Here is a 21,388-nt window from a genome sequence, read left to right as displayed (position 1 = left end):
ATGACGCCGCTACAGGGGCTGGCGCAGCAACTGCTGCCCGGCCGCGGCTGGTCGGAACGGCTGGCGGAAGAGTTTCAACAGCCGTACATGGCTTCTTTGGCACAGTTTTTATCAGCAGAGGAAGCGGCGGGTAAGAACATTTATCCACCGGCGCACCAGGTATTTAACGCGCTGAACAGTACGCCGTTGGGACAGGTGAAAGTGGTGATTCTGGGGCAGGACCCCTACCATGGGCCGGGCCAGGCCAACGGTTTGAGCTTTTCGGTGTTGCCCGATACTCGTATGCCGCCATCGCTGGTTAATATGTTTAAAGAAATCCGCACTGACCTTGGCATAGAGCCTCCCGCCCACGGCTGTTTGCAGGCGTGGGCCGATCAGGGCGTATTGCTGCTGAACAGCGTATTAACGGTTGAGAAAGGAAGCGCTGGTGCGCACCAAGGTAAGGGTTGGGAAGAGTTTACCAATGCCGTGATCGCCGCAGTCAATGAGCAGGATCAGGGAGTGGTGTTTATGCTGTGGGGCAGTTACGCCCACAAAAAAGGCCGGGGTATTGATCACCAGAGGCATTTGGTGCTGGAAGCGCCGCACCCATCACCCCTGAGTGCTTATCGCGGATTTTTTGGTTGCCATCACTTTTCCTTAGCCAACCAATGGTTAGGTAACAAGGGTCTTGGCGCTATCGACTGGGCGCTGCCCCAGCGCCCCTGATTTTTCCCGCGTTGGCTTACCCTTTGCTTGCTACTGGAGCATCGCCATGGCGGCTGCCATCTGGGCGTCCAGATTTTCATCGTCGCTGCCGTCCGGGTCCAGCCCAAGCCGTTCAAAAGCGCTAATGCTACTCCAGTCCATCTGAGCCCAGGGGTGATCGGTTCCGGCAACTCTCTGCAGATTCGCTATCATCATCAGATCGCTGTAATCAGCCTTGGCCGGGCTGCGGTCGAACTGGTTATAAAGTAACGGAACGTCCTGCAGGTCGGCGGGGAAATCCCAGCGTTTGAGGATAATGGCGCCAATCTGGGGATGCAGTTCAGCAATGATTTCATCCAGCACAATGCCGCTGATTTTGATGTCATTGTCTTCGATATAGCGCAGCACCGGGAACATGCCAATAAGGTGTACCATGCCCGCGAGGGTGGCCTTTTCGGGCCTCAGACGCGTGTAGTTCTGGGCCAAAACGTGACAAATACCGGCGATTTCTATGCTGGTTTGCCAGGTCGCGCGCATGCGTTTGTCAATCATGTCCGAGGTGGCCTGAAACATCTGCTCCATGGCCAGGCCCATGGCCAGACTGCTGGTGTAGGTCATGCCCAGACGGCTAACCGCCATATTCAGGTTCTCGATCGGGCGATTGCCGCGGAACAACGGGCTGTTACAAACGCGAATAAGGCGCGCCGATAACGCTGTATCGTTGCTGATTACTTTGACCAGATCTATGATTGCCGAGTCTTCAGACTGTGCAATGTCACGAACTTTAAGCGCAGCTTCGGGCAGTGTGGGCAGCACGAGTTTGTCGCTATTGATGGCGGTAATCAGGTCGTTCTTGATGGTGTCAGCAATGTTCGACATAGAATGATCAGATCCGGTTAAGCAATTAAGCGGTTAAGCGCGGGCCTCTGGCCTGTTGGGTATCCGCATCGTCGACTAGCTTATAGCAAATTTGGCGACGCTTGCCTGTCACTTTATGTATCTGCCGTCTTCTGCGGCTGTTCGCGTTCCGGCACGGCGTACGCCAGAGGGCACAGCTGTATTTTGGCATCGGCGTTGTCTGCCAGTGTGAGCGGGCCGTTTGCGGCGTCATGGCGAATGACCGCCAGTAAATGATATTGCTGCGGCCCGGTCTGCAAGGTATTGACCACTTCGCCCACGTTGCGTTCGCCATTGCTGATAGCGTCGCCAACGGCCGGTTCTGCATCGGCGGTAACGGTCAGCCGGTAAAGGCTCTTTTTCAGCTGCCCGAGAAAGTGCATGCGCGCAATAACTTCCTGGCCGGTGTAACAGCCTTTCTTGAAGTGGACGCCTCCCAAATGTTGCCAGTTCAGCATTTGTGGTACGTAGGCGCCGGCGGTTGCGCTGGTCAGCCATGGCACCCCGGCGGCAATTTGTCCGGCTTGCCAAGTAGCCAGGCTGCATTGACGTTTGGTTTGGAGTACATCGGGTAAGGCGCCGTCCGGTGACCAGAGCTCATAGCGCGCAGGGCCTTCGATGGAAGGCTCCAGCAAAATCAGATGGCCGTGCCCAGTGGTCAGGGTGTCTCCGGGTTGCCGCAGATCGGTGACTAGCGCAGCCTTTTCACCCGCCACCGCCTGTGCCAGTTCACTGCCAAAGAGGCCGATGATTTTGCTGTTATCCGGGCGGGCCATGGTGGTGCCGCGAAACAGCATCAAATATTTGCGCAGCTCGGCCTCAGTGGCATCCGCCAGTTCGCGGCTGAAGTCCATCAGAATGGCGTCATCGTGGCGCACCATGCGCACCAGGGCGTAGGCTCGGCCTTTGCGATTACTGGCAGCTGCATGCAGGGACTTGCCTGCGGTTACTTCGCTCACGTTCTGGCTGAACTGGCCTTGTAAAAACTTCTCGGTGCCAGCTCCGCTGACCGTCACCATCAGGCGGTCACTCAGCTCTGCCCAGTTGTTTTCCGGCAGCGGTTGCTCTGCTACCACGTTTGTAATGGAGTGGGCAGTAGGGAGTGCATTAGGGAGTGCATTAGGGAGTGCATTAGAGAGTGCAGTGGGGTTGTCAGCCGACAGGGCCTTGGTGTTATCGCTCATTACAAACTCCGCAAAACAAAGGCAAATGGGGTCAAACGATGGCGGGCATCGGTTTTTGCCCGAGCCTCAGCCACAGGCGCAAGCGGCGCGCATCGTCTGAGGGCAGGTTGCCACGGTCGCCGCTAAGCAGCAATACCGTTGTGTAATAGCGGTTGCTGTGGGCCTGGCGTAATTGCAGAACACTGAAGCGGGCACCAATGCGGCTGCCAGGGCCCGGATTGACGGCGACCGCCTCACCGTTGCTGTGTAAGGCCCATAGTTGGCCGTCGTGAAGGCGCAGTCGGATCACGCAATGTTGCCCTCGTAGCAAGCCTTGGCGGCGAACGGCATAAACCGCACCAGCGGTGGCCAAAGGAGCCATCGCCAACAGCCACACATGGCCGTCAATGGACAATAGACCTACAAAACCCGCTAGCACCAGCCAGGGCAGGGCGGCGATAGCACCCACCAGCAAGGTTGGGCGCAGTCTGATATCAATCCGGCTGGACACGTTTCAGAATAACCTCAACGATGCGCTGCAGGTCCGGGTCGTCAGACTTGTTGCGTTGCATAAACCACTCGAACATGTCGTTGTCTTCACAGGTCAGCAGTTTTTCATAGCGGGCTTGGTCATCCGGGTTCAAATCACAGTATGCCTGCTCCAGAAATGGCACCAGAAGATTGTCTAGCTCTAGCATGCCGCGGCGGCTGTGCCACCATAAACGCTTGAACTCGGGCGAGTTGGAAGTGACTTGAGTTTCAGACATAACGCATCCTGTCAGTTATAGGTTTAGTACTACCTGATATCACTCATATTGGGATATCAGGGTGCAGAAGTACGGTACGTGGTGGGTACCAATACAGTGTCGCGGGCTTCTGCCTGCATCGCCGGATAATCCAGGGTGTAGTGAAGCCCACGGCTTTCGTGTCTTTGCAGCGCCGAACAAATAATAAGATCTGCCACGGTAACCAGATTGCGCAGTTCCAGTAAATCGTTGGATACCCGGTAATTACTGTAAAAATCGCCAATTTCCCGAGACAGCAAATCGACTCGGTGCTTGGCACGCTGCAAGCGTTTCGTGGTGCGAACTATGCCGACATAGTCCCACATAAAATGGCGCAGTTCGTCCCAGTTGTGGGAAATGACTACGTCTTCATCAGAATCCCTAACTTGGCTTTCATCCCACTCCGGAACATCTGGCACGGCGGGTATATCGGCTTCCCGGCGGGTAATGTCTTCCGCCGCAGCGCGGCCATACACCAGGCATTCCAGCAAAGAGTTGCTGGCCATGCGGTTGGCGCCGTGCAGGCCGGTAAAAGCGGCTTCGCCCACGACGTAAAGCTGGTTGATATCGGTTCTGGCGCGCTGGTCGCTAATAATGCCACCACAGGTGTAGTGAGCGGCTGGCACCACTGGAATCGGCTCGCGGGTGATATCAATACCGTAGATCAGGCAGGTTTCGTAAATGGTCGGGAAATGATGTTTTATAAAATCTGCCGGCTTGTGGCTGATGTCCAGATACACGTGGTCTGCACCCAGGCGCTTCATCTCGTGATCGATGGCGCGGGCAACAATGTCTCTGGGTGCCAGTTCGGCACGACTGTCGAAACGGTCCATAAAGCGGCTGCCGTCCGGCAATTTCAAATGCCCGCCTTCGCCGCGCAGAGCCTCGCTGATCAGAAACGACTTGGCGTGGGGGTGGTACAGGCAGGTCGGGTGAAACTGGTTGAATTCCATATTAGCGACGCGGCAGCCCGCACGCCAGGCCATCGCAATGCCGTCACCAGAAGCACCGTCCGGGTTAGTGGTGTAGCGGTAGGCCTTGGAGGCCCCGCCGGTGGCAATGACCGTAAAGCGGGCGCGAATCAATTCAACGTGATTGTCGTCCAGATTCAGCACGTAGGCGCCAACGCAGCGATTGCCAGGCAGCGACAGTTTGCGGTTGGTGATCAGGTCTACTGCGACCCGGCCAGACATCAGCGTGATATTGGCCCGTGCTTGGGCCTGGGCCACGAGGGTGGTAGATACCGCCTGCCCGGTGGCATCGGCAGCGTGGATAATGCGGCGATGGCTGTGGCCGCCCTCGCGTGTCAGATGAAAAGCGGCGTTGTTATCGCGGGTGAAGTCCACGCCGGAATCAACCAGCCAGTCAACGCTGGCCCTGCTGTGTTCTACAGTAAAGCGCACAGCATCTTTATGGCAAAGGCCTGCTCCGGCGTCCAGGGTATCCTGAATGTGGTTTTCAACGGAGTCTTCGCCGTCAAGAACCGCTGCAATTCCGCCCTGGGCCCAGAGCGTGGCGCCACTGCTGATGGCCGCTTTGCTGAGAACGCAAACGTGCAAATGGGGCGGCAGATTCAGGGCAACCGTCAGACCGGCGGCGCCGCTGCCGATTACCAGTACATCGAACTCGAAGGATTGTGGCATTGGGTTGGTATCACAGGCCATAATGTGGAAGTGTATTGAACTAAACTTTGTGCTCGCTGTCCATTTGCCAGAACCGGGAAGCTGCTTTTAAGCGGGTTTTTTTCCCGAAGACTCCATCAACGGACGCCGGGCAGTAGCATCATGATGCATTCCATTCTCAAGCAGGCCGTAACTCAGGCCACCGAACCAGCGAGTGCCGGCAAACCGTCCATGACGTCCAGTATCGACCAGACAGCCCCTGAACAGGGCGACAGCCAGACCGATTTGCAGTTGGTGCGCAAGGTACGCAATGGCGACCGCTCTGCATTCGATTTGCTAGTGCTGAAATACCAGTCGCGAGTGGCGTCTATCATCAGTCGTTATGTATTCGACAGTCACGAGGTGATGGATCTTACCCAGGAAACTTTCGTTAAAGCCTTTCGCGCCATCGACCGTTTTCGGGGAGACAGCGCATTTTACACCTGGCTTTACCGCATAGCGGTTAATACGGCCAAAAATTATCTGGAAGCCCGTAGCCGGCGTCCTCAGAGCAGCGCGGATTCGGCCGACGCGGAAAATTACGACGATGGCCAGCGCCTGCGGGATATTGCTTCGCCAGAGAAGCTGCTGCAGCGCGACCAGTTGCAACGGGCCCTGAATAAAGCCATAGACGCACTGCCGGAAGAATTGCGTTCGGCGTTTTTGCTACGAGAGTACGACGGCCTGAGTTACGAAGATATTGCCCGCATACTGGAATGCCCGATTGGCACGGTGCGTTCCCGTATTTTTCGGGCCCGGGATGCGGTAGACCGCTATCTTGGCCCTTTGCTCAACCATTCAGCAAGCAATTGAGGTTGCATCCCATGGATGATCGTCTCAGAGAAACCCTGTCGGCCATGATGGACGACGAAGCAGACGAGCTCGCTGTGCGGCGTTTGCTGTCCTTTTCCGACCAGGATGAAGTGCGCGGCCAGTGGCAACGCTGGCAGCAGATTCACGACCTGATGCATGGCACGGGCGCCGCAGCCGAGTCGGTCTCGCCTGCCGCAGATGTGAGTGCCGGTGTCTGGCAACGCCTTGACGGCGGGGTACCGGCGTCAGAGCACAATGCGGCAAAGGCAACAGGCCGTCAGCGTTGGCATTGGCCAGCGGTAGCCATGATTGCCATGGCGCTGGTGGTGGGTTTTGGCGCGGGTTCAGGCTGGCAAAGCGCCGGTGAGCTGGAGCTGGTTGCTGCTCAGACCACGGCCGAACCAAATGCGACTGCAACGGCGGCTTCGGTCGGCGAAGTATCCTTGCAGGGCCTGGATGACAGGCAGCGGCAGCAGATTCACCGTTATCTGCTGGAACACGCCCAGCATAACAGTGTGGGTGCCGGTCGGGGCTCGGTGGGCTATGCGCGCCTGGTCAGCGTTGATGCAGGGGGTTATTAAACTGTGAACGGGCAGGCAGGCACAGTATGGTTGCGTTTTTTCCTGGCCCTTGCGGTTATGGGTTTGTGGATGCCGGCGGCGGCACAGGCGACCGAGGCGCAGCCCCAAACCACCAATAGCGCAGAAGCGGTCAAATGGTTGCAGCGCCTGGGCCCGGCCATGAACACGACCTCCTACCGGGGTGTGTTTGTGTACGGCCGCGGCCAGCAGGTGCAGTCCATGCAAGTGGCCCACCGCTACAACGGCAGTATGGTTGAGGAAAGACTGGTTATTCAGGACGGCGGGAGCGGTGAAATTGTGCGTCGGGGCATGGAGGTTATTTGCGTGTTGCCAGCTCAGGATACCGTCACACTAGATGCTATTATTCCCGCTGGGCCGCTGGCTGACTCGTTTAGTGATCAGCTATTGCCTGCGACGCGCTGGTATGAGGCGCAAGTGCTGGGAGAAGGCCGCGTAGCAGGCTACGCCGCTGTAAAAATTGCCTTGAACGCTAATGACCCTTACCGCTACAGCTATCGCTTGTGGCTGGAAAAAGACACCGGCCTGCTGGTGAAAAGTCAAACCCGTAACGCCGACGACCAGATCCTGGAGCATTTCCAGTTCACCAGTCTTGATATTACCGATGATATTGCCGACAGCGAGTTGCAGATAGCAACGGCAGACAAGCATCAGACCAGCACCATCAGCCTTGAGCCTGGCAGTCCGGCCACCGAACTGGTGACCCGTCTGCAAGGTTGGTCGTTGGATTGGCTGCCCGCAGGTTTTGAACCTGCGGCCACCCCGCGATCGGATAAACGCCAAGTGATTGCGTTCAGTGATGGTTTAGCGGCTTTTTCAGTGTTTGTAGAAGACATTGCCAGCCTGGATATGCCGACAGGCGCTTCACGTATTGGCGCTACCACGGTGTATTTGCGGCCGGTGCAGTCAGACGGTCGCCAGGTGCTGATTTCGGTGGTCGGCGAAGTGCCTCCGGTCACCGCCCGTAAAGTGGCAGAGTCGGTGCGTTTTGACAGTGCTGCGGTTGAGAGAGCTAATGCTGACAGCGCCACCGCAAGCCTGGTCGAGCATCAGGGCGCGAGCCGGTGATCACCGAAAGCGGTCGGGTGGTCGCAGTGTCTGGTAACACCGTCTGGGTGCAAACTATTCGCCAGAGCGTGTGCCAGAGTTGCTCCGCTCGCAGTGGCTGCGGTCAGCGTGTGCTGGCGGCTGCCAGCGGTGGTCGGGCCAATCAGGTGCAAGTTCTGAACACCCTTAATGTGGGTGTGGGCGATGAGGTAACCCTGGGCATTGCGGAGCAGGCGTTATTGCAGGCATCGCTATTGGTGTATGCGTTACCGCTGCTGTTAATGGTGGCTGCCAGCATGGCTGCAAGCCAGTTGGTACCGGGCAGCGACGGCGTCGCTATTGTGGCCGCCGGCTTCGGCCTGGGTGCGGGCTTTGTAGTAGCAAGGCTATGGCAGCGCCGCATGCCCGGTGATTATCAGCCACATTTAATGAAGGTTAGTAAGAACGTCCCTGCCCAAGCGTTATAATTTCCTTCAGCGTCCGTATATTGAAACAGCGGGCTTTGCCCTCACACACTAATTTGTAAATACCGTTCGCTGGCTGCCCAGGTCAGCTCGGAACTCATTACGGGAGTTGCTCAATGCCAAAAACACCCTCGGTTGTGGCTGCCAGGCAGTCCACCAACCTCGTTACTTTGATGTGGGCGGCGCTGCTGACCACTGTTCTGATGATACTGCTGATATGGAGCCAAGCCACCCAGGCACGTGGCCTGCCTGACTTCACCGAACTGGTGGAAGACAATGCCAGTGCGGTAGTGAACATCAGCACCACCTCGGCGGCGCCGGAAAATACAAGCCGTTTCCAGAGTCTGCCTTTTGACGAGCGCCAGCTTGAGCAGATGCCAGAATTCTTTCAGGATTTTTTCCGTGGCCCTGGCTCTGGTAATCCCCACGGCGGTCGCGCCCAGCCAACCCAGTCTATGGGCTCCGGTTTTATTGTGTCCCGGGATGGCTACGTGCTGACCAACAATCACGTGGTAGAGGGCGCGGACGAAATTATTGTGCGCTTGAATGACCGGCGTGAATTGCCTGCGCGCCTGATCGGCACGGATCCGCGCTCCGATATGGCCGTATTGAAAATCGAAAATGGCGACGACCTGCCTGTGGTTCAGGTCGGCAAATCGAAAGATTTAAAAGTGGGTGAGTGGGTTTTTGCCATCGGTTCACCCTTTGGTTTTGACTATACGGTCACCGCCGGCATCGTCAGTGCGCTTGGCCGCTCCCTGCCCAGTGAAAATTACGTGCCGTTTATTCAGACAGATGTGGCTATCAATCCCGGTAATTCCGGCGGACCGTTGTTCAACATGGACGGCGACGTGATTGGCATTAATTCCCAGATTTATACCCGTTCCGGCGGCTTTATGGGGGTGTCTTTCGCCATTCCCATCGATGACGCCATGAGCGTATTCCGCCAGATCCGCGACAATGGCAGCGTATCCCGTGGTTGGTTGGGCGTGCTTATTCAGGAAGTAAACCGTGATCTGGCCGAGAGTTTTGGCTTGAAGCGCCCGCGCGGCGCGCTGGTTGCCGAGGTGCTTGGCGGTTCACCGGCAGAAGCTGCAGGCTTGCAGTCCGGTGATATTGTGTTGGCCTATGACGGCGAAGAATTGCAGTTGTCATCTGAGCTGCCGCCGATGGTGGGGCGTACGCCGATTGGTGAGTCAGCGCGTTTAACGGTGCTGCGTGGCGGCAACGAAATGTCTATTGATGTGAAAATTGGCCAGCTACCGGACGAGCGCGGCGCCCAGGCGCAGAGCCCCGCAACCCCGGGTGACAGTGCGTCTTCGCTGTTTGGCCTGAGCGTTGAGCCGCTGCCGGCGGGCATGACCGATGCTCAGGGCATCAGTGCCGGCGTATTAGTGGCGGAAGTTCAGGGTGGCCCGGCTTTCGACGCAGGTATACGCCCCAATGACGTGATCACTGAAATCGATCGCAAGGCGGTGACGTCAGTGGCGGACTTCCGCGACATTGCCGGCAATCTGGCCGACGATCGTGCCGTGCCGGTGCGTGTGGTGCGCCAGGGCCGTGCGCTCTATCTGGTTATGAAACCTTAACGCCCCTTCAAGTCCGGCCGCCGACAGCAATGGCAATGGCGGCCGGTAAACTGTAAAATCACGCCGTTGCCGGATCCGGCAACGGCCCCTTCCGGGCTCAATCCTGTGTCTTATACGAGTATTCATTGTCTGTGACTGAACTGAGCCGAATCCGTAACTTCTCTATTATCGCCCATATTGACCATGGCAAATCCACACTTGCAGACCGGTTTATCCAGACCTGCGGTGGCCTGACCTCCCGTGAAATGGCGGAGCAGGTGCTTGATTCCATGGATATTGAGCGTGAACGCGGTATTACTATCAAAGCGCAGTGTGTGACCCTGAATTACACAGCTCGTGATGGCCAGGTTTACAAACTCAATTTTATTGATACGCCGGGGCACGTGGACTTTTCTTACGAAGTGTCGCGGTCACTCTACGCGTGCGAAGGCGCGCTGCTGGTGGTGGACGCCGGGCAAGGCGTGGAAGCTCAGTCGGTGGCCAACTGCTACACCGCCATCGAACAGGGCCTGGAAGTGGTTCCGGTATTGAATAAGATGGATTTGCCGCAGGCAGAACCGGAGCGGGTAGCCGCCGAGATTGAAGACATCATTGGCATAGACGCCAGCAGCGCCGTGCGCTGCTCGGCAAAGAGCGGCATGGGTGTGGAAGACGTTCTGGAAGATCTGATCCAGAAAATTCCACCGCCAACAGGCGATCGTTCTGCCCCGCTGCAGGCACTGATTATCGACTCCTGGTTTGATAACTACCTGGGCGTTGTGTCGCTGGTGCGGGTGACCCAGGGTGTGCTGAGAAAGGGCGAAAAAATTGTTATCAAGTCGACGGGTAAGGCTTGGAATGCAGACAAAGTTGGCATTTTTAACCCAAAGCCCCACGACACCAACATTCTGGAAGCGGGTGATGTAGGTTTTGTGGTTGCCGGTATCAAAGCCATTCACGGCGCGCCGGTGGGCGATACCATTGTGCACCACAAATTTGCCGACGAAACCCCTATGCTGCCGGGTTTCAAGAAAATTCAGCCGCAGGTATACGCCGGTCTGTTTCCAGTCAGCTCCGACGATTACAACGATTTCCGCGATGCCTTGGATAAACTGACGCTGAATGATGCGTCCTTGTTTTTCGAGCCGGAAAGCTCTGACGCTTTGGGCTTTGGCTTCCGCTGTGGTTTCCTGGGCATGCTGCACATGGAAATTATTCAGGAGCGGCTGGAGCGTGAGTACGATATTGACCTGGTCACCACCGCGCCCACGGTTATTTATGAGGTGCTTACCAAACAGGGTGAGACCTTGTCGGTAGACAGCCCCTCAAAGTTGCCGGATATTGGCTCAATTGAGGAAATGCGTGAGCCCATTGTGCAAGCCAATATTTTGGTGCCGCAAGAGCATTTGGGGAATGTCATTGCCCTTTGCGAGCAAAAACGCGGCGTGCAAAAAAGTATGCACTTCACCACCAGACAGGTGCAGCTCACTTACGAGTTGCCCATGGCCGAAGTGGTTCTCGACTTTTTCGACCGGCTAAAATCCGTCAGCCGGGGCTTCGCATCACTGGATTACCACTTTATCCGGTTTCAGGCCGCCAATCTTGTGCGTCTGGATGTGCTGATCAATAGTGAGCGGGTGGATGCTTTGGCCTTGATTGTTCACCGTGAACTGGCGAATCACAAGGGTCGTCAACTGGTGGAAAAAATGAAAGAGCTGATTCCGCGGCAGATGTTTGATATTGCCATTCAAGCGGCTATCGGCAACCAGGTTGTGTCACGGGTGACGGTGAAAGCCTTGCGTAAGAACGTGACCGCCAAGTGTTATGGCGGCGATGTCAGTCGCAAAAAGAAACTGCTGCAAAAGCAGAAAGACGGTAAAAAACGCATGAAGCAAGTGGGTAACGTAGAAGTGCCCCAAGACGCGTTTTTAGCGGTATTGAAAATCGACAACTAGAAAATCGACAAATATTGCGCATCTGATAACTGGGCATCTGATAAGTAGGCATCTGAATGGATATCGATTTTCCGCTAATTTTGGTCATTCTGACCTTTGTAACGGGTTTGGTCTGGCTCGCCGACAAGCTGTTTTTACGCCCGCGCCGCGCCGCCAAAGCGAATGCCGCGGCGCCTGAGGCAGACTCAGCCGCAAAAGAGCCTTATCTGGTTGAGCTGAGCCGTTCTTTTTTTCCGGTATTGGTCATTGTGTTGGTTTTGCGTTCGTTTCTGGTAGAGCCATTCCAGATTCCCTCTGGCTCTATGCTGCCTACCCTGGAGGTGGGCGATTTCATTCTGGTGAACAAGTTTGCTTATGGTCTTCGGCTGCCGGTTTTGGGCTCAAAAGTGGTCAGCATCGATGATCCAGATCGCGGTGATGTGATGGTGTTCCGCTACCCTGAAGATCGCAAAACCAATTACATAAAACGAGTGGTGGGGTTGCCCGGTGACCAGATTCGCTACCGCGATAAAACGCTGTTTATTAACGGTGAAAAAGTGGAGTCGCGATTTGTGGCGCGTCTGCCGCCCAACGAATACAGGCGCGAACAACTGGGTGGGGTAGAACACGATATTTTTCTGACCAAGGGCCGCCTGGGCAACGGTGGTGAAGGCGAATGGCAAGTGCCCGAAGGTCATTATTTTGTAATGGGTGACAACCGTGACAACAGCAATGACAGCCGCTACTGGGGCACGGTTCCAGACGACCTTGTTGTTGGCAAGGCCTTCGCCATCTGGATGCACTGGGAGTCGCTGGCCAGCTTGCCATCGTTTCGCCGGGTGGGTGGCATAGAATAATGGGAAACCGCATGGGGATGCAGGGAATGAATAACAACAGCGGGTCAGATATGAAAAAGCAGCGCGGCGCATCCGGGCTGGTCATGCTGGTCATGGTGCTGTTTTTTGGCAGCCTGCTAACCTTGTTGCTGAAGCTTGGGCCAGCGTACATGGATGATTACACCATCCAGGAAGCACTCGAAGGTCTGAACGATACCAAAGGATTGTCGGAAATGGGGCCAGCCGAAGTGCGTTCACAGATTAATAAGCGCCTGAGCGTGAACAATGTTCGCACTCTCAGCGCCGAGAGCATTACCGTTGACAAAGACGGTGATCGGGTACTGATTATGGTGGACTATGAAGTGCGCTCGCCGGTGATCAGTAACGTAGACGCCGTGATGCACTTCAAGCACGCTTACGATATGAGTGGCCAATGAGCGTTCAGCCCGACCTTGAGCCCTTGCAGCGACGTATCGGTTATCAGTTCAAATCCCAGGAACGTTTACTGCTGGCTCTGACTCACCGCAGTTTCGGCAATCAAAACAATGAACGCCTTGAGTTTCTGGGTGACTCCATTGTAAACATGGTGATCGCCGAGCATTTGTTCAGGCGCTTCCCCAAAGCCCGTGAAGGGCAGCTAAGCCGCTTGCGGGCGCGCATGGTCAAGGGCGTAACTCTGGCAGAAATTGGGCGGGAGTTTGATTTAGGCTCCTATCTGCGCTTGGGTTCAGGTGAGCTAAAAAGTGGCGGCTTTCGCCGTGAATCCATACTGGCAGATGCGGTAGAGTCGGTCATCGGCGCTATCTATCTGGACAGTGATTTTGTTACCTGTCAGGCTCAGATATTGCGTTGGTTTGATTTGCGCCTGCAGAATCTGGACTTACAGGATACCCAGAAAGACCCGAAAACCCGCCTGCAGGAATATCTTCAGTCGCGCCAGTTTCCGCTGCCGATTTATGACGTTCTGTCGGTTGACGGTGAAGCCCACAATCAGACATTTCACATATCCTGCGCGCTGTCCTCATTGGGGCGCAAAACCACAGGCAGCGGCAACAGTCGCCGCATAGCCGAACAGCAAGCCGCCCGTAATGCCCTGAAAGAACTGGGTGTGGAGAACGATTGATGACGGATACAACCCGCCCGCAAGACCCTGACAGCCGTTGTGGCTTTGTGGCCATCGTAGGACGCCCCAATGTGGGCAAGTCTACCCTGATGAATCACATGCTGGGCCAGAAGCTCAGTATTACCTCGCGCAAGCCGCAAACCACCCGTCACCAGGTTCTGGGTATAAAAACCATTGGCCCGGTGCAGGCTGTGTATGTCGACACACCGGGTATGCATGAAGAACAACCACGGGCGATAAACCGATACATGAACAAGGCTGCTACTTCGGCCTTGAAAGGTGTCGACGTGGTGGTATTTGTGGTTGACCAGTTAGCCTGGACCACCGCCGATGAACTGGTGCTGGAGAAGCTTTCGAGCTTGAAATGCCCGGTGATTCTGGCGATCAACAAGGTCGACAAAATGGAAAAACGGGAAACCCTGCTACCGCATCTGGACATGCTGTCGCGTAAGCGCGATTTCGCCGAAATGATTCCCGTCTCGGCACTGCGCGAGACGAACCTGATACCGCTGGAAGAATGTGTCGGCCGCTTCCTGCCGCAGAGCGTGCACTTTTACCCAGACGACCAGATTACCGACCGCAGTGAGCGCTTTATGGCCTCGGAAATGGTGCGTGAGAAAATCACCCGCCAGCTAGGTGCCGAGTTGCCCTATTCGGTGGCGGTGGAAATAGAAGAGTTTAAGCACGATGGTAAAACTCTGCACATATCAGCCGTGATACTGGTTGAACGTGAAGGCCAGAAGAAAATCATCATTGGCGATAAGGGCGACCGCCTGCGCAGCATTGGCCAGGATGCGCGGATTGACATGGAGCGGATGTTCGACAACAAAGTCATGCTTCGGCTTTGGGTGAAGGTCAAACGCGGTTGGGCCGACAGTGAACGGGCTTTGAAAAGCCTGGGCATGAACGATTTCTGAGTCTGCCATGAGCAGCAAGGTAATGCAGGAGCCGGGCTATGTAATTCATCGCCGGCCCTGGCGTGAAACCAGCTTGCAGATAGACGTGTTCACCCTGAATTACGGCCGCGTTGACTTGATTGCCCGTGGCGCCAGTACCAGCAAAAGCCCGCTCAAAGCCCAGTTGCAACCGTTTCAGCCACTATTGTTGGACTGGGCTGGCAAGGGGGGACTAAAAACCCTGACTCAGGTAGAGGTTCGCCCGGCGCCGGTTCTGGCGCAATCGCAAGCACTGTTCAGCGGTTTTTATCTGAATGAACTGATGCAACGCATTCTGCCTGCGGCCGACCCTTATCCGCTGTTATTTGCTGCTTATCTGGATGCCATGGCCAAGCTTGCCGCTGCTGCTGAGCTGGAACCGGTGCTGCGGCGTTTCGAACGCAGTCTGGCGCTGGCCTTGGGTTACGATTTCGCCTGGGATCTGGCGACCGATAGCGGTGCGCCGGTGCAAGCAGGCTGGTTTTACGGATACCATCCGCAGCAGGGCATTGTTGAGCGCCCGGGTGCCGATGTGCGGGTAAAAAAACTCCGTGGCGTTGCGCTGCTCGCGCTGGCTGCCGATGATTACAGTGACATTGAAGCGCGCCGCGTCGCCAAACGGGTGATGCGTGCGCTGGTGGACTATTTGTTACAAGGGCGACCACTGCACAGCCGCCAACTTTTTATCCAGTCAGGAGCAGTAAAATGAACTCCAGAGTATTGCTTGGTGTGAATATTGATCACGTGGCCACTTTACGCCAGGCCCGCGGCACGCGGTATCCCGATCCGGTACAGGCTGCATTGCTGGCGGAAGAAGCCGGCGCCGACGGCATAACCATTCACCCGCGGGAGGATCGCCGCCACATTCAAGACCGTGACGTGCTGCTGTTACGCGATACCTTGCAGACCAAAATGAACCTTGAGATGGCGGTAACCGACGCCATGTTGGATTTTGCCGAACAAATCCGCCCGGCCTGCGTGTGCCTGGTGCCTGAAAAGCGTGAAGAACTGACCACCGAGGGCGGTTTGGACGTTGAGGGCCAGGAAGCCCGCATCGCCAAAGCCTGCGAACGCCTGGCGGCCATAGGTGCGGAAGTGTCCCTGTTTATCGACCCGGACAAAACTCAGATTGATGCCGCCGTACGCTGTGGCGCGCCGGTAATTGAATTGCACACCGGCGAGTACGCCGAGGCCAGCGGCGCGGCTGCGGATGCGGCGTTCAAAGTATTGGTGGAAGCGGTCACCTACGCTCGCAAGAAGGGTTTGGTGGTTAACGCAGGCCACGGTCTGAATTATCACAACACCGAGCGGGTGGCCGCGATTGCCGGGATTAACGAGTTGAATATCGGCCACGCTATTATCGCCCGGGCGGTCTTCACCGGCCTGAAAGAAGCCGTGCGGGATATGAAAGCACTGATTGATAACGCTTGCCGGCGTTAGGAATGCGTCGGCTTTAAGAGTGCGTAAGGCTGCTGTGTTGTCTGAAGAGTAACTGCCAATGGGTGTTGTCGCCCCAGTTCAATAGCCGCTTCAATGCTTTTAACAGCTGATCGGTCAGGGTATCAATATCGCTGTCAGCCGTTTTTAACGCGGTCTCCAGTTGATTTGCAGCGGCCCGAACTTCCGGTACGCCGCAGTAGCGGGCGCCACCGTGCAGCTTGTGCACGCACTCCAGCAGTTCCAGTCTATTGCCGCTGTGCCAGTGCTGCTCAATGGCTTCTACGGTGGGTGTTATTTGTTCCAGCAGCATGCTGAATAACTCTTCGGCCAGGTCTGCTTTGCCGGCTGCCAGGCGCAGGCTTTCCTCAATACTGATGCATTCCCTGGTCATTTTTCGACTCGACGGTCGCAGTGCTCTGCGGCTGTCGCGCACTTCGTTAGCTCGACCGCCGTCGCCTGCACCGTCGCAACATACCAATCCTGTGTGCTGCTCGACGGCGTCCAGCAGTTGGCGGCTGCTGACCGGCTTGGTCATATAGCCGTCGAATCCCTGCCGCGCCAACCGGCCTCGCTCGTCACTCATGGCGTGAGCGGTCAGTGCAATAATGGCGGCACGCTGGCAGCCGGCGGTTTCCAGTTGCCTTAGCCTTTGGGTAGTAGCAACGCCGTCCATACCTGGCATCTGCAGGTCCATGAATATCAAATCGAATTGACGGGAGCGGGCCTTTGTCAGCGCTTCAAAGCCGCTGGCGGCGCCTACCGTGTTTACGCCCGCATCCTGTAGCAGGGTCAGCACCAGTTTGAGATTGGCTTCGTTGTCGTCTACCGCCAGAACCCTGGGGTTGAGGCTTTCTCTGTCGGGTTCCGGCTGTGGTGTTGCCAGACCGTAACCGCGATCGGGCGTGTGGTCGTTAGCGTTGATGCCGTGCACCAATAACATCAGCTCATTGTAGAGCGCCCCGCGCAGAACGGGTTTGGTCAGGTGGCTGCTAACATTGGCCACCAGGGGGGTGTCGTGGCTTTCTAAGGTTGGCGTCAGCAACAGGGTGCGACAATCGCGGTCAACCTCAATGCTGTGCACCAGGCTGCGATATTGGCTGGAATTGAGCAGATGGCGATTAATACCAATCAGCGCGACGGCAAAGCCGGCCTGCTCTCGCTGCGCCTGTTCGATGCGCTCTTGCATGGCGTCAGGAGAGCTAACCCGCTCTACGGTAACGCCCCAGTCCCGCAACAGGTGCTTCATCGCCAGGCCGGTGGTTTTTTGTTGCTCCAGATAAATCATGCGTTCACCGCGCAGGCCGTTACGGGGACTGTCGCTATCGTTTTGGCTGGCCCGCGTGCTGGTCAGGGTGAACCAGAATGTAGAGCCTTTCCCAGGCTCGCTTTCCAGGCCGATCTTGCCGCCCATTTCCTCTGCCAGGCGTTTGGATATAGCCAGACCGAGCCCGGTACCACCATATTGCCGTGCGGTTGATGCGTCGGCCTGACTAAACGCATCAAACAATGGTCGCTGTTGTGCGCGTGACAGTCCCATGCCTGTATCCGCTACGCTGATGCGCAGGGTAACGGAGCCATTATTGGCGTCCTCTTCTTCCAGGCTGGCACGCAGGACCACTTCGCCGGTGTGGGTAAACTTGATGGCGTTGTTGAGCAAATTGGTAATAATCTGTTTCAGCCTTAATGGGTCGCCCATCAGGTTGTTGGGCACATCGTTGTAAACCAGGGTCACCAGGTCCAGGTTTTTGTCGTGCGCTGCCGGCGCGAGCATCACCATGACTTCTTCCACAATATCCCGCAGCTGGAACGGTACCCGGTCCAACGTTAGCTTGCCGGCTTCGATTTTGGAAAAGTCGAGAATGTCGTTGATGATGGTCAGCAGGATCTCCGATGACTTGCGAATCGTGTTCAGGTGATCTCTTTGCTGGCGGGCCAGGGAGCCTTTTAACAGCAGTTCGGTGAACCCGATAATACCGTTGAGCGGAGTACGGATTTCGTGAGACATATTGGCCAGAAATTCTGATTTTATGCGGCTCGCCTCCAGCGCTTCCTTACGCGCAAAATCCAGTTCAATATTCTGGATTTCAATAGTTTCCAGCGTTTCCCGTAGGTCTTCGGTGGCCTGGTCCACGTTTTTCTGCATGTCTGCCTGGGCCTTGCTCAAGGCGGCCGCCATGGCGTTCAGGCCGGACTCAAGCTGTTGAAATTCGGGCCCCGCTCGAGTACAAACCCGGGTTTCCAATTTGCCTTCTTTAAGCTCGGCAACGGCTTTATTAAGTTTATAAACCGGGCTGGTGAAAGCCTGGCTCAGGCGCAACGACACCAGCACGCTGAACACCACACCGGAAAGGACTAACAGCAGGGAAATCAACAGGGCTTTGTAGGTTTCTTTTTCGGTGCGGATATGGGACATCTCCACGGCCACCCAGCCCAGAGTTTGCTGGGTACTGGGCACATCAGCCTCGCCATTGGCATTGAGCAGATTCTCGATCATCAGGTCCTGCAGGGTAACCGGCGTAATGAAAAAGGTACTCTGCTGGCGCGGTAGCTGCTGCGCGACCTGACCCTGCAGCTGCTCGGCGATATCGCGTTTGTGGGTGTCTGGGCCGGTGTGCAGAAGACGCTCGCCGGCGCTGTCGAAAAAGCTGATGGAGCGCACATCCTGCTCTTGCAGCAAGGCGTTGGAAAGGCTGTCTAACAAGTGCCGGTTGGCCGTAAACAGGCCGTATTCTGAGCCCGCCGCCAGTTGCCGCGACAAGGCTTCGCCGCGGTCCCGTAGCAGGCTTTCAATCTGGTTAACCCAACTTGAACTGAAAAACAGGCCCAGCAGTAAAGTGGTAGCCAGCGTGGGTATCAGTGTGGCCATCAGTACCTTGTTGCGAATGCCCCAGTGACGAATACCCCGGTTGGTAAAATCCCAGCGCCCCATAAACAATTCCAAAAAATGGCATTTTGCCCGCGTACTACGGGCATCAGTCTGTTGGTTCGGTGTTTGCGCCCGACGGGTGTTGTTGCCGGCAGCCGTTAACCTAATTCGTAGCTATAACGCCAGGCTCTTGCGATAGCAATAAGCTGTATTGGGCTGGAGTCGCTATAAGGCGTATGATTTAACCCCAAAAGTGTACCACAGGGACTCATTATGTATTTTCCAACCATTGAAGATTATGTTGGTAAAACCCCCCTGGTTCGCCTGCAGCGCCTGCCAGGCGATACCAGTAATGTCATCCTTGCCAAACTGGAAGGTAATAATCCGGCCGGTTCGGTCAAAGATCGGCCCGCGATTAGCATGATCCAACAAGCCGAAATCCGCGGCGACATCAAGCCCGGCGATACCCTGATCGAAGCCACCAGCGGTAATACCGGTATTGCCCTGGCTATGGCGGCGGCGATAAAGGGTTACCGCATGGTGTTGATCATGCCTTCCAATATGAGCGAAGAGAGGCGCGCGTCCATGCGCGCTTATGGCGCCGAAATCATTGCGGTGAGCAAGGAAGACGGTATGGAAGGCGCCCGCGATCTGGCCGAACGCATGCAGGCCGAAGGCAAAGGCAAGGTTCTGGACCAGTTCGCCAATGCTGACAACCCACTGGCGCACTACCGCACCACCGGCCCTGAAATCTGGCAGCAGACCAATGGCCGGGTAACCCATTTCGTGGCCTCTATGGGCACCACGGGTACGGTTGTGGGCGTGTCCCGCTACTTGAAAGAGCGCAACCCTGACGTCCGCATTGTTGGCCTGCAACCCAGCGAGGGCGCGGCCATACCGGGAATTCGGCGCTGGTCAGAAGCCTATATGCCTAAAATTTTTGATGCCAAGGCGGTTGATCAGGTAATGGATATTGGTCAGGTCGAGGCCGAGACCACGATGCGCGCGCTGGCCGAAAAAGAAGGTATTTTTTGCGGCGTATCGTCTGGCGGTTCCATCGCCGCGGCGCTGCGACTTTCCCAAACGCTTGAAAACGCCGTTATCGTGGGCATTATTTGTGACCGTGGTGACCGCTACCTGTCTACCGGCGTATTTCCTAGCGCCTGAGCCTGATTAAAAAAGAGAAGAATTGATGAGTAGAAGACGCAGAAAAGTGTTGCCCCAGGAACCTGTGCGCTGCGAGGTCGAAAAACTCGGCCATGATGGCCGTGGTATTGCCCGTAACGAGGGTAAAGTGCAATTTGTCAGCGGCGCGCTGCCAGGCGAAACAGTGATGGCCAAGATGGTTGGCAGCCGCAGCAAATTTGACGAATTGCGCACACTTGAGGTACTGAACGCGGCTCCCGACCGCCAGACTCCGCCCTGCGATTTTGCCGCTGTGTGCGGTGGCTGCAGCCTGCAGCACATGAGCGCAGAGGCGCAGATTGCGTTCAAAGAAAACACTCTGAAAGAGCACTTTGCCCATTTTGGTGGTATCGAGCCCGAGCAGTGGGTTAAACCTCTGCGCGCTGACACCATGGGTTACCGCCGCAAAGCGCGGCTGGGTGTGCGTTTTGTAAAGGCACGTGAATCAGTGCTGGTTGGTTTCCGCGAAAAGAGCAGTAATTTCCTGACGGATATTGACCGCTGCCTGGTGCTGGACCCACGTATTGGCGAACGCATTATGCCGCTGCGCGAATTGCTGCACGGCATGGATGCTTTTGACCGCATTCCCCAAGTAGAGGTTGCCTGCGGTGATGATGTGGCCGTGATGGTGTTCCGTAACATGGAGGACTTGAGCGACGGCGACCGCAGCAAGTTGATTGTGTTTGGTCAAAACCACGATCTGCACATTTATTTGCAACCTAAAGGCCCGGACACGGTTCACCGTATCTGGCCGGAATCTGCAGGTCACCAGGATGAACGTTTGAGTTACAGCTTGGCGGAATTTGATTTGACCCTGGCGTTTCACCCAATGGACTTCACCCAGGTGAATGCCAGCATCAACCAGGTGATGGTTAAGCGCGCCATCGACTGGCTGGACGTGCAGCCCGGTGAGCGAGTCTTGGATCTTTTTTGCGGTTTGGGCAACTTTACCCTGCCGTTGGCCCGCAGTGGTGGCCAAGTGGTCGGTGTTGAAGGCGACGACGCCATGGTTGAGCGCGGCCGCGAGAACGCCGCGTTGAACGGCCTGGATAATGTCACCTTTTTTGGCGCCGACTTGCACGGCGATTTTACCGGCCAGAGCTGGGCCAAAGAGGGTTTCGACAAGATTCTGATTGACCCGCCGCGCTCCGGCGCCGAAGACATCTGCCAGTACTTAACCGCCTTTAACGCCAGCCGCATTGTGTATGTGTCTTGCAACCCGGCCACCTTGGCGCGGGATGCGGGTGTTATGGTGCGTAATGGCTACCGCCTGGTGCAAGCGGGTGTCATGGATATGTTCCCGCATACTACTCACGTGGAATCCATAGCGCTTTTTGAGCGTGATTCTGGTTAAGCGCGATTCCGGCTAATCTGAAAAAGAGTCG

Annotated in this window: 21 protein-coding genes; 15 read left to right on the top strand and 6 right to left on the bottom strand. The window is 56.2% G+C overall.

All coding sequences use genetic code 11. From position 1 onward, the window contains the following. Entirely contained in the window at positions 1–708 is a 708-nt protein-coding gene (gene ung, locus ATI45_RS09130; RefSeq protein ID WP_098419212.1) for a uracil-DNA glycosylase, read from the top strand. Positions 709–738: 30 nt separating this feature from the next. On the opposite strand, the gene ATI45_RS09125 is transcribed toward ung, so the two are convergent. The 5 genes from ATI45_RS09125 to nadB all read right to left on the bottom strand — a co-directional run bounded on the left by ATI45_RS09125 (position 739) and on the right by nadB (position 5,175). After that, positions 739–1,566 carry an HDOD domain-containing protein gene (locus ATI45_RS09125; protein ID WP_098419211.1) on the bottom strand — a complete coding sequence of 276 codons (828 nt, stop codon included), beginning with the start codon at positions 1,564–1,566 and terminating at the stop codon, positions 739–741. A gap of 113 nt (positions 1,567–1,679) precedes the next feature. Next, the gene (locus ATI45_RS09120) at positions 1,680–2,768 is read right to left on the bottom strand and encodes a YgfZ/GcvT domain-containing protein (protein WP_179888016.1); all 1,089 of its coding nucleotides are present in this window, start codon (positions 2,766–2,768) and stop codon (positions 1,680–1,682) included. A gap of 31 nt (positions 2,769–2,799) precedes the next feature. Beyond that, positions 2,800–3,258, bottom strand: coding sequence for a hypothetical protein (locus ATI45_RS09115; protein WP_228705992.1), 459 nt, complete (start codon positions 3,256–3,258; stop codon positions 2,800–2,802). Beyond that, positions 3,242–3,514, bottom strand: a complete 273-nt coding sequence (locus ATI45_RS09110; RefSeq protein ID WP_098419210.1) for a succinate dehydrogenase assembly factor 2 — start codon at positions 3,512–3,514, stop codon at positions 3,242–3,244. The genes ATI45_RS09115 and ATI45_RS09110 overlap by 17 nt, the downstream gene beginning before the upstream one ends. A gap of 56 nt (positions 3,515–3,570) precedes the next feature. After that, on the bottom strand, positions 3,571–5,175 hold the full coding sequence (gene nadB / locus ATI45_RS09105) for an L-aspartate oxidase (RefSeq protein ID WP_179888014.1): 1,605 nt from the start codon (positions 5,173–5,175) through the stop codon (positions 3,571–3,573). A gap of 144 nt (positions 5,176–5,319) precedes the next feature. On the opposite strand from nadB, the gene rpoE reads away from it, so the two are divergent. The 12 genes from rpoE (at position 5,320) to pdxJ (ending at position 15,952) form a co-directional block, all read left to right on the top strand. Further along, positions 5,320–6,006 carry an RNA polymerase sigma factor RpoE gene (rpoE, locus tag ATI45_RS09100; protein WP_098421700.1) on the top strand — a complete coding sequence of 229 codons (687 nt, stop codon included), beginning with the start codon at positions 5,320–5,322 and terminating at the stop codon, positions 6,004–6,006. 11 nt (positions 6,007–6,017) lie between these two features. Continuing rightward, the gene (locus ATI45_RS09095) at positions 6,018–6,587 is read left to right on the top strand and encodes a sigma-E factor negative regulatory protein (RefSeq protein ID WP_098419208.1); all 570 of its coding nucleotides are present in this window, start codon (positions 6,018–6,020) and stop codon (positions 6,585–6,587) included. A gap of 30 nt (positions 6,588–6,617) precedes the next feature. Next, positions 6,618–7,673, top strand: a complete 1,056-nt coding sequence (locus ATI45_RS09090) for a MucB/RseB C-terminal domain-containing protein (RefSeq protein ID WP_098419207.1) — start codon at positions 6,618–6,620, stop codon at positions 7,671–7,673. Then, positions 7,670–8,119, top strand: a complete 450-nt coding sequence (locus ATI45_RS09085; protein WP_098419206.1) for a SoxR reducing system RseC family protein — start codon at positions 7,670–7,672, stop codon at positions 8,117–8,119. Before ATI45_RS09090 ends, ATI45_RS09085 begins: the two co-directional genes overlap by 4 nt. Before the next feature lie 113 nt (positions 8,120–8,232). Next, positions 8,233–9,705, top strand: a complete 1,473-nt coding sequence (locus tag ATI45_RS09080) for a DegQ family serine endoprotease (protein WP_098419205.1) — start codon at positions 8,233–8,235, stop codon at positions 9,703–9,705. A 131-nt stretch (positions 9,706–9,836) separates the two neighbouring features. Next, positions 9,837–11,639 carry a translation elongation factor 4 gene (gene lepA, locus ATI45_RS09075; RefSeq protein ID WP_098421699.1) on the top strand — a complete coding sequence of 601 codons (1,803 nt, stop codon included), beginning with the start codon at positions 9,837–9,839 and terminating at the stop codon, positions 11,637–11,639. A 56-nt stretch (positions 11,640–11,695) separates the two neighbouring features. Beyond that, positions 11,696–12,475, top strand: coding sequence for a signal peptidase I (gene lepB, locus ATI45_RS09070; protein WP_098419204.1), 780 nt, complete (start codon positions 11,696–11,698; stop codon positions 12,473–12,475). Between the two features lie 26 nt (positions 12,476–12,501). After that, positions 12,502–12,891: a DUF4845 domain-containing protein gene (locus ATI45_RS09065; protein WP_098421698.1), complete on the top strand. Its 390-nt coding sequence runs from the start codon at positions 12,502–12,504 to the stop codon at positions 12,889–12,891. Further along, positions 12,888–13,577 carry a ribonuclease III gene (gene rnc / locus ATI45_RS09060; protein WP_007350855.1) on the top strand — a complete coding sequence of 230 codons (690 nt, stop codon included), beginning with the start codon at positions 12,888–12,890 and terminating at the stop codon, positions 13,575–13,577. The genes ATI45_RS09065 and rnc overlap by 4 nt, the downstream gene beginning before the upstream one ends. Then, entirely contained in the window at positions 13,577–14,494 is a 918-nt protein-coding gene (gene era, locus ATI45_RS09055) for a GTPase Era (protein ID WP_098419203.1), read from the top strand. Before rnc ends, era begins: the two co-directional genes overlap by 1 nt. A gap of 7 nt (positions 14,495–14,501) precedes the next feature. Further along, positions 14,502–15,221 (top strand): DNA repair protein RecO, encoded by a 720-nt coding sequence (recO, locus tag ATI45_RS09050; protein WP_098419202.1) that lies wholly within the window; start codon positions 14,502–14,504, stop codon positions 15,219–15,221. Next, positions 15,218–15,952, top strand: coding sequence for a pyridoxine 5'-phosphate synthase (gene pdxJ / locus ATI45_RS09045; protein WP_098419201.1), 735 nt, complete (start codon positions 15,218–15,220; stop codon positions 15,950–15,952). Before recO ends, pdxJ begins: the two co-directional genes overlap by 4 nt. A 13-nt stretch (positions 15,953–15,965) precedes the next feature. On the opposite strand, the gene ATI45_RS09040 is transcribed toward pdxJ, so the two are convergent. After that, positions 15,966–18,881: an ATP-binding protein gene (locus tag ATI45_RS09040; RefSeq protein WP_179888401.1), complete on the bottom strand. Its 2,916-nt coding sequence runs from the start codon at positions 18,879–18,881 to the stop codon at positions 15,966–15,968. Positions 18,882–19,091: 210 nt separating this feature from the next. Between ATI45_RS09040 and cysM the strand changes: the two genes are divergently transcribed. Both cysM and rlmD read left to right on the top strand, forming a co-directional pair. Next, a complete protein-coding gene (gene cysM / locus ATI45_RS09035; protein WP_098419200.1) occupies positions 19,092–19,985 on the top strand; it encodes a cysteine synthase CysM in 894 nt (297 codons plus the stop codon). Between the two features lie 25 nt (positions 19,986–20,010). After that, on the top strand, positions 20,011–21,357 hold the full coding sequence (rlmD, locus tag ATI45_RS09030) for a 23S rRNA (uracil(1939)-C(5))-methyltransferase RlmD (protein ID WP_098419199.1): 1,347 nt from the start codon (positions 20,011–20,013) through the stop codon (positions 21,355–21,357). Positions 21,358–21,388 lie beyond the last annotated feature (31 nt).

Source organism: Marinobacter sp. LV10MA510-1 (genome assembly GCF_002563885.1).
Taxonomy (GTDB): domain Bacteria; phylum Pseudomonadota; class Gammaproteobacteria; order Pseudomonadales; family Oleiphilaceae; genus Marinobacter.
The sequence above is the reverse complement of the archived record's forward strand: the minus strand, read 5'-3'. Positions and strand labels throughout refer to the sequence as shown.

What these genes read in the sequence shown, in the direction of transcription:
- ung (WP_098419212.1), top strand. Translation starts at nt 1, where the DNA reads ATGACGCCGCTACAGGGGCTGGCGCAGCAACTGCTGCCCGGCCGCGGC.
- ATI45_RS09125 (WP_098419211.1), bottom strand. Translation starts at nt 1,566, where the DNA reads ATGTCGAACATTGCTGACACCATCAAGAACGACCTGATTACCGCCATC.
- ATI45_RS09120 (WP_179888016.1), bottom strand. Translation starts at nt 2,768, where the DNA reads ATGAGCGATAACACCAAGGCCCTGTCGGCTGACAACCCCACTGCACTC.
- ATI45_RS09110 (WP_098419210.1), bottom strand. Translation starts at nt 3,514, where the DNA reads ATGTCTGAAACTCAAGTCACTTCCAACTCGCCCGAGTTCAAGCGTTTA.
- nadB (WP_179888014.1), bottom strand. Translation starts at nt 5,175, where the DNA reads ATGCCACAATCCTTCGAGTTCGATGTACTGGTAATCGGCAGCGGCGCC.
- rpoE (WP_098421700.1), top strand. Translation starts at nt 5,320, where the DNA reads ATGCATTCCATTCTCAAGCAGGCCGTAACTCAGGCCACCGAACCAGCG.
- ATI45_RS09095 (WP_098419208.1), top strand. Translation starts at nt 6,018, where the DNA reads ATGGATGATCGTCTCAGAGAAACCCTGTCGGCCATGATGGACGACGAA.
- ATI45_RS09080 (WP_098419205.1), top strand. Translation starts at nt 8,233, where the DNA reads ATGCCAAAAACACCCTCGGTTGTGGCTGCCAGGCAGTCCACCAACCTC.
- lepB (WP_098419204.1), top strand. Translation starts at nt 11,696, where the DNA reads ATGGATATCGATTTTCCGCTAATTTTGGTCATTCTGACCTTTGTAACG.
- ATI45_RS09065 (WP_098421698.1), top strand. Translation starts at nt 12,502, where the DNA reads ATGAATAACAACAGCGGGTCAGATATGAAAAAGCAGCGCGGCGCATCC.
- rnc (WP_007350855.1), top strand. Translation starts at nt 12,888, where the DNA reads ATGAGCGTTCAGCCCGACCTTGAGCCCTTGCAGCGACGTATCGGTTAT.
- era (WP_098419203.1), top strand. Translation starts at nt 13,577, where the DNA reads ATGACGGATACAACCCGCCCGCAAGACCCTGACAGCCGTTGTGGCTTT.
- recO (WP_098419202.1), top strand. Translation starts at nt 14,502, where the DNA reads ATGAGCAGCAAGGTAATGCAGGAGCCGGGCTATGTAATTCATCGCCGG.
- pdxJ (WP_098419201.1), top strand. Translation starts at nt 15,218, where the DNA reads ATGAACTCCAGAGTATTGCTTGGTGTGAATATTGATCACGTGGCCACT.
- ATI45_RS09040 (WP_179888401.1), bottom strand. Translation starts at nt 18,881, where the DNA reads ATGGGGCGCTGGGATTTTACCAACCGGGGTATTCGTCACTGGGGCATT.
- cysM (WP_098419200.1), top strand. Translation starts at nt 19,092, where the DNA reads ATGTATTTTCCAACCATTGAAGATTATGTTGGTAAAACCCCCCTGGTT.
- rlmD (WP_098419199.1), top strand. Translation starts at nt 20,011, where the DNA reads ATGAGTAGAAGACGCAGAAAAGTGTTGCCCCAGGAACCTGTGCGCTGC.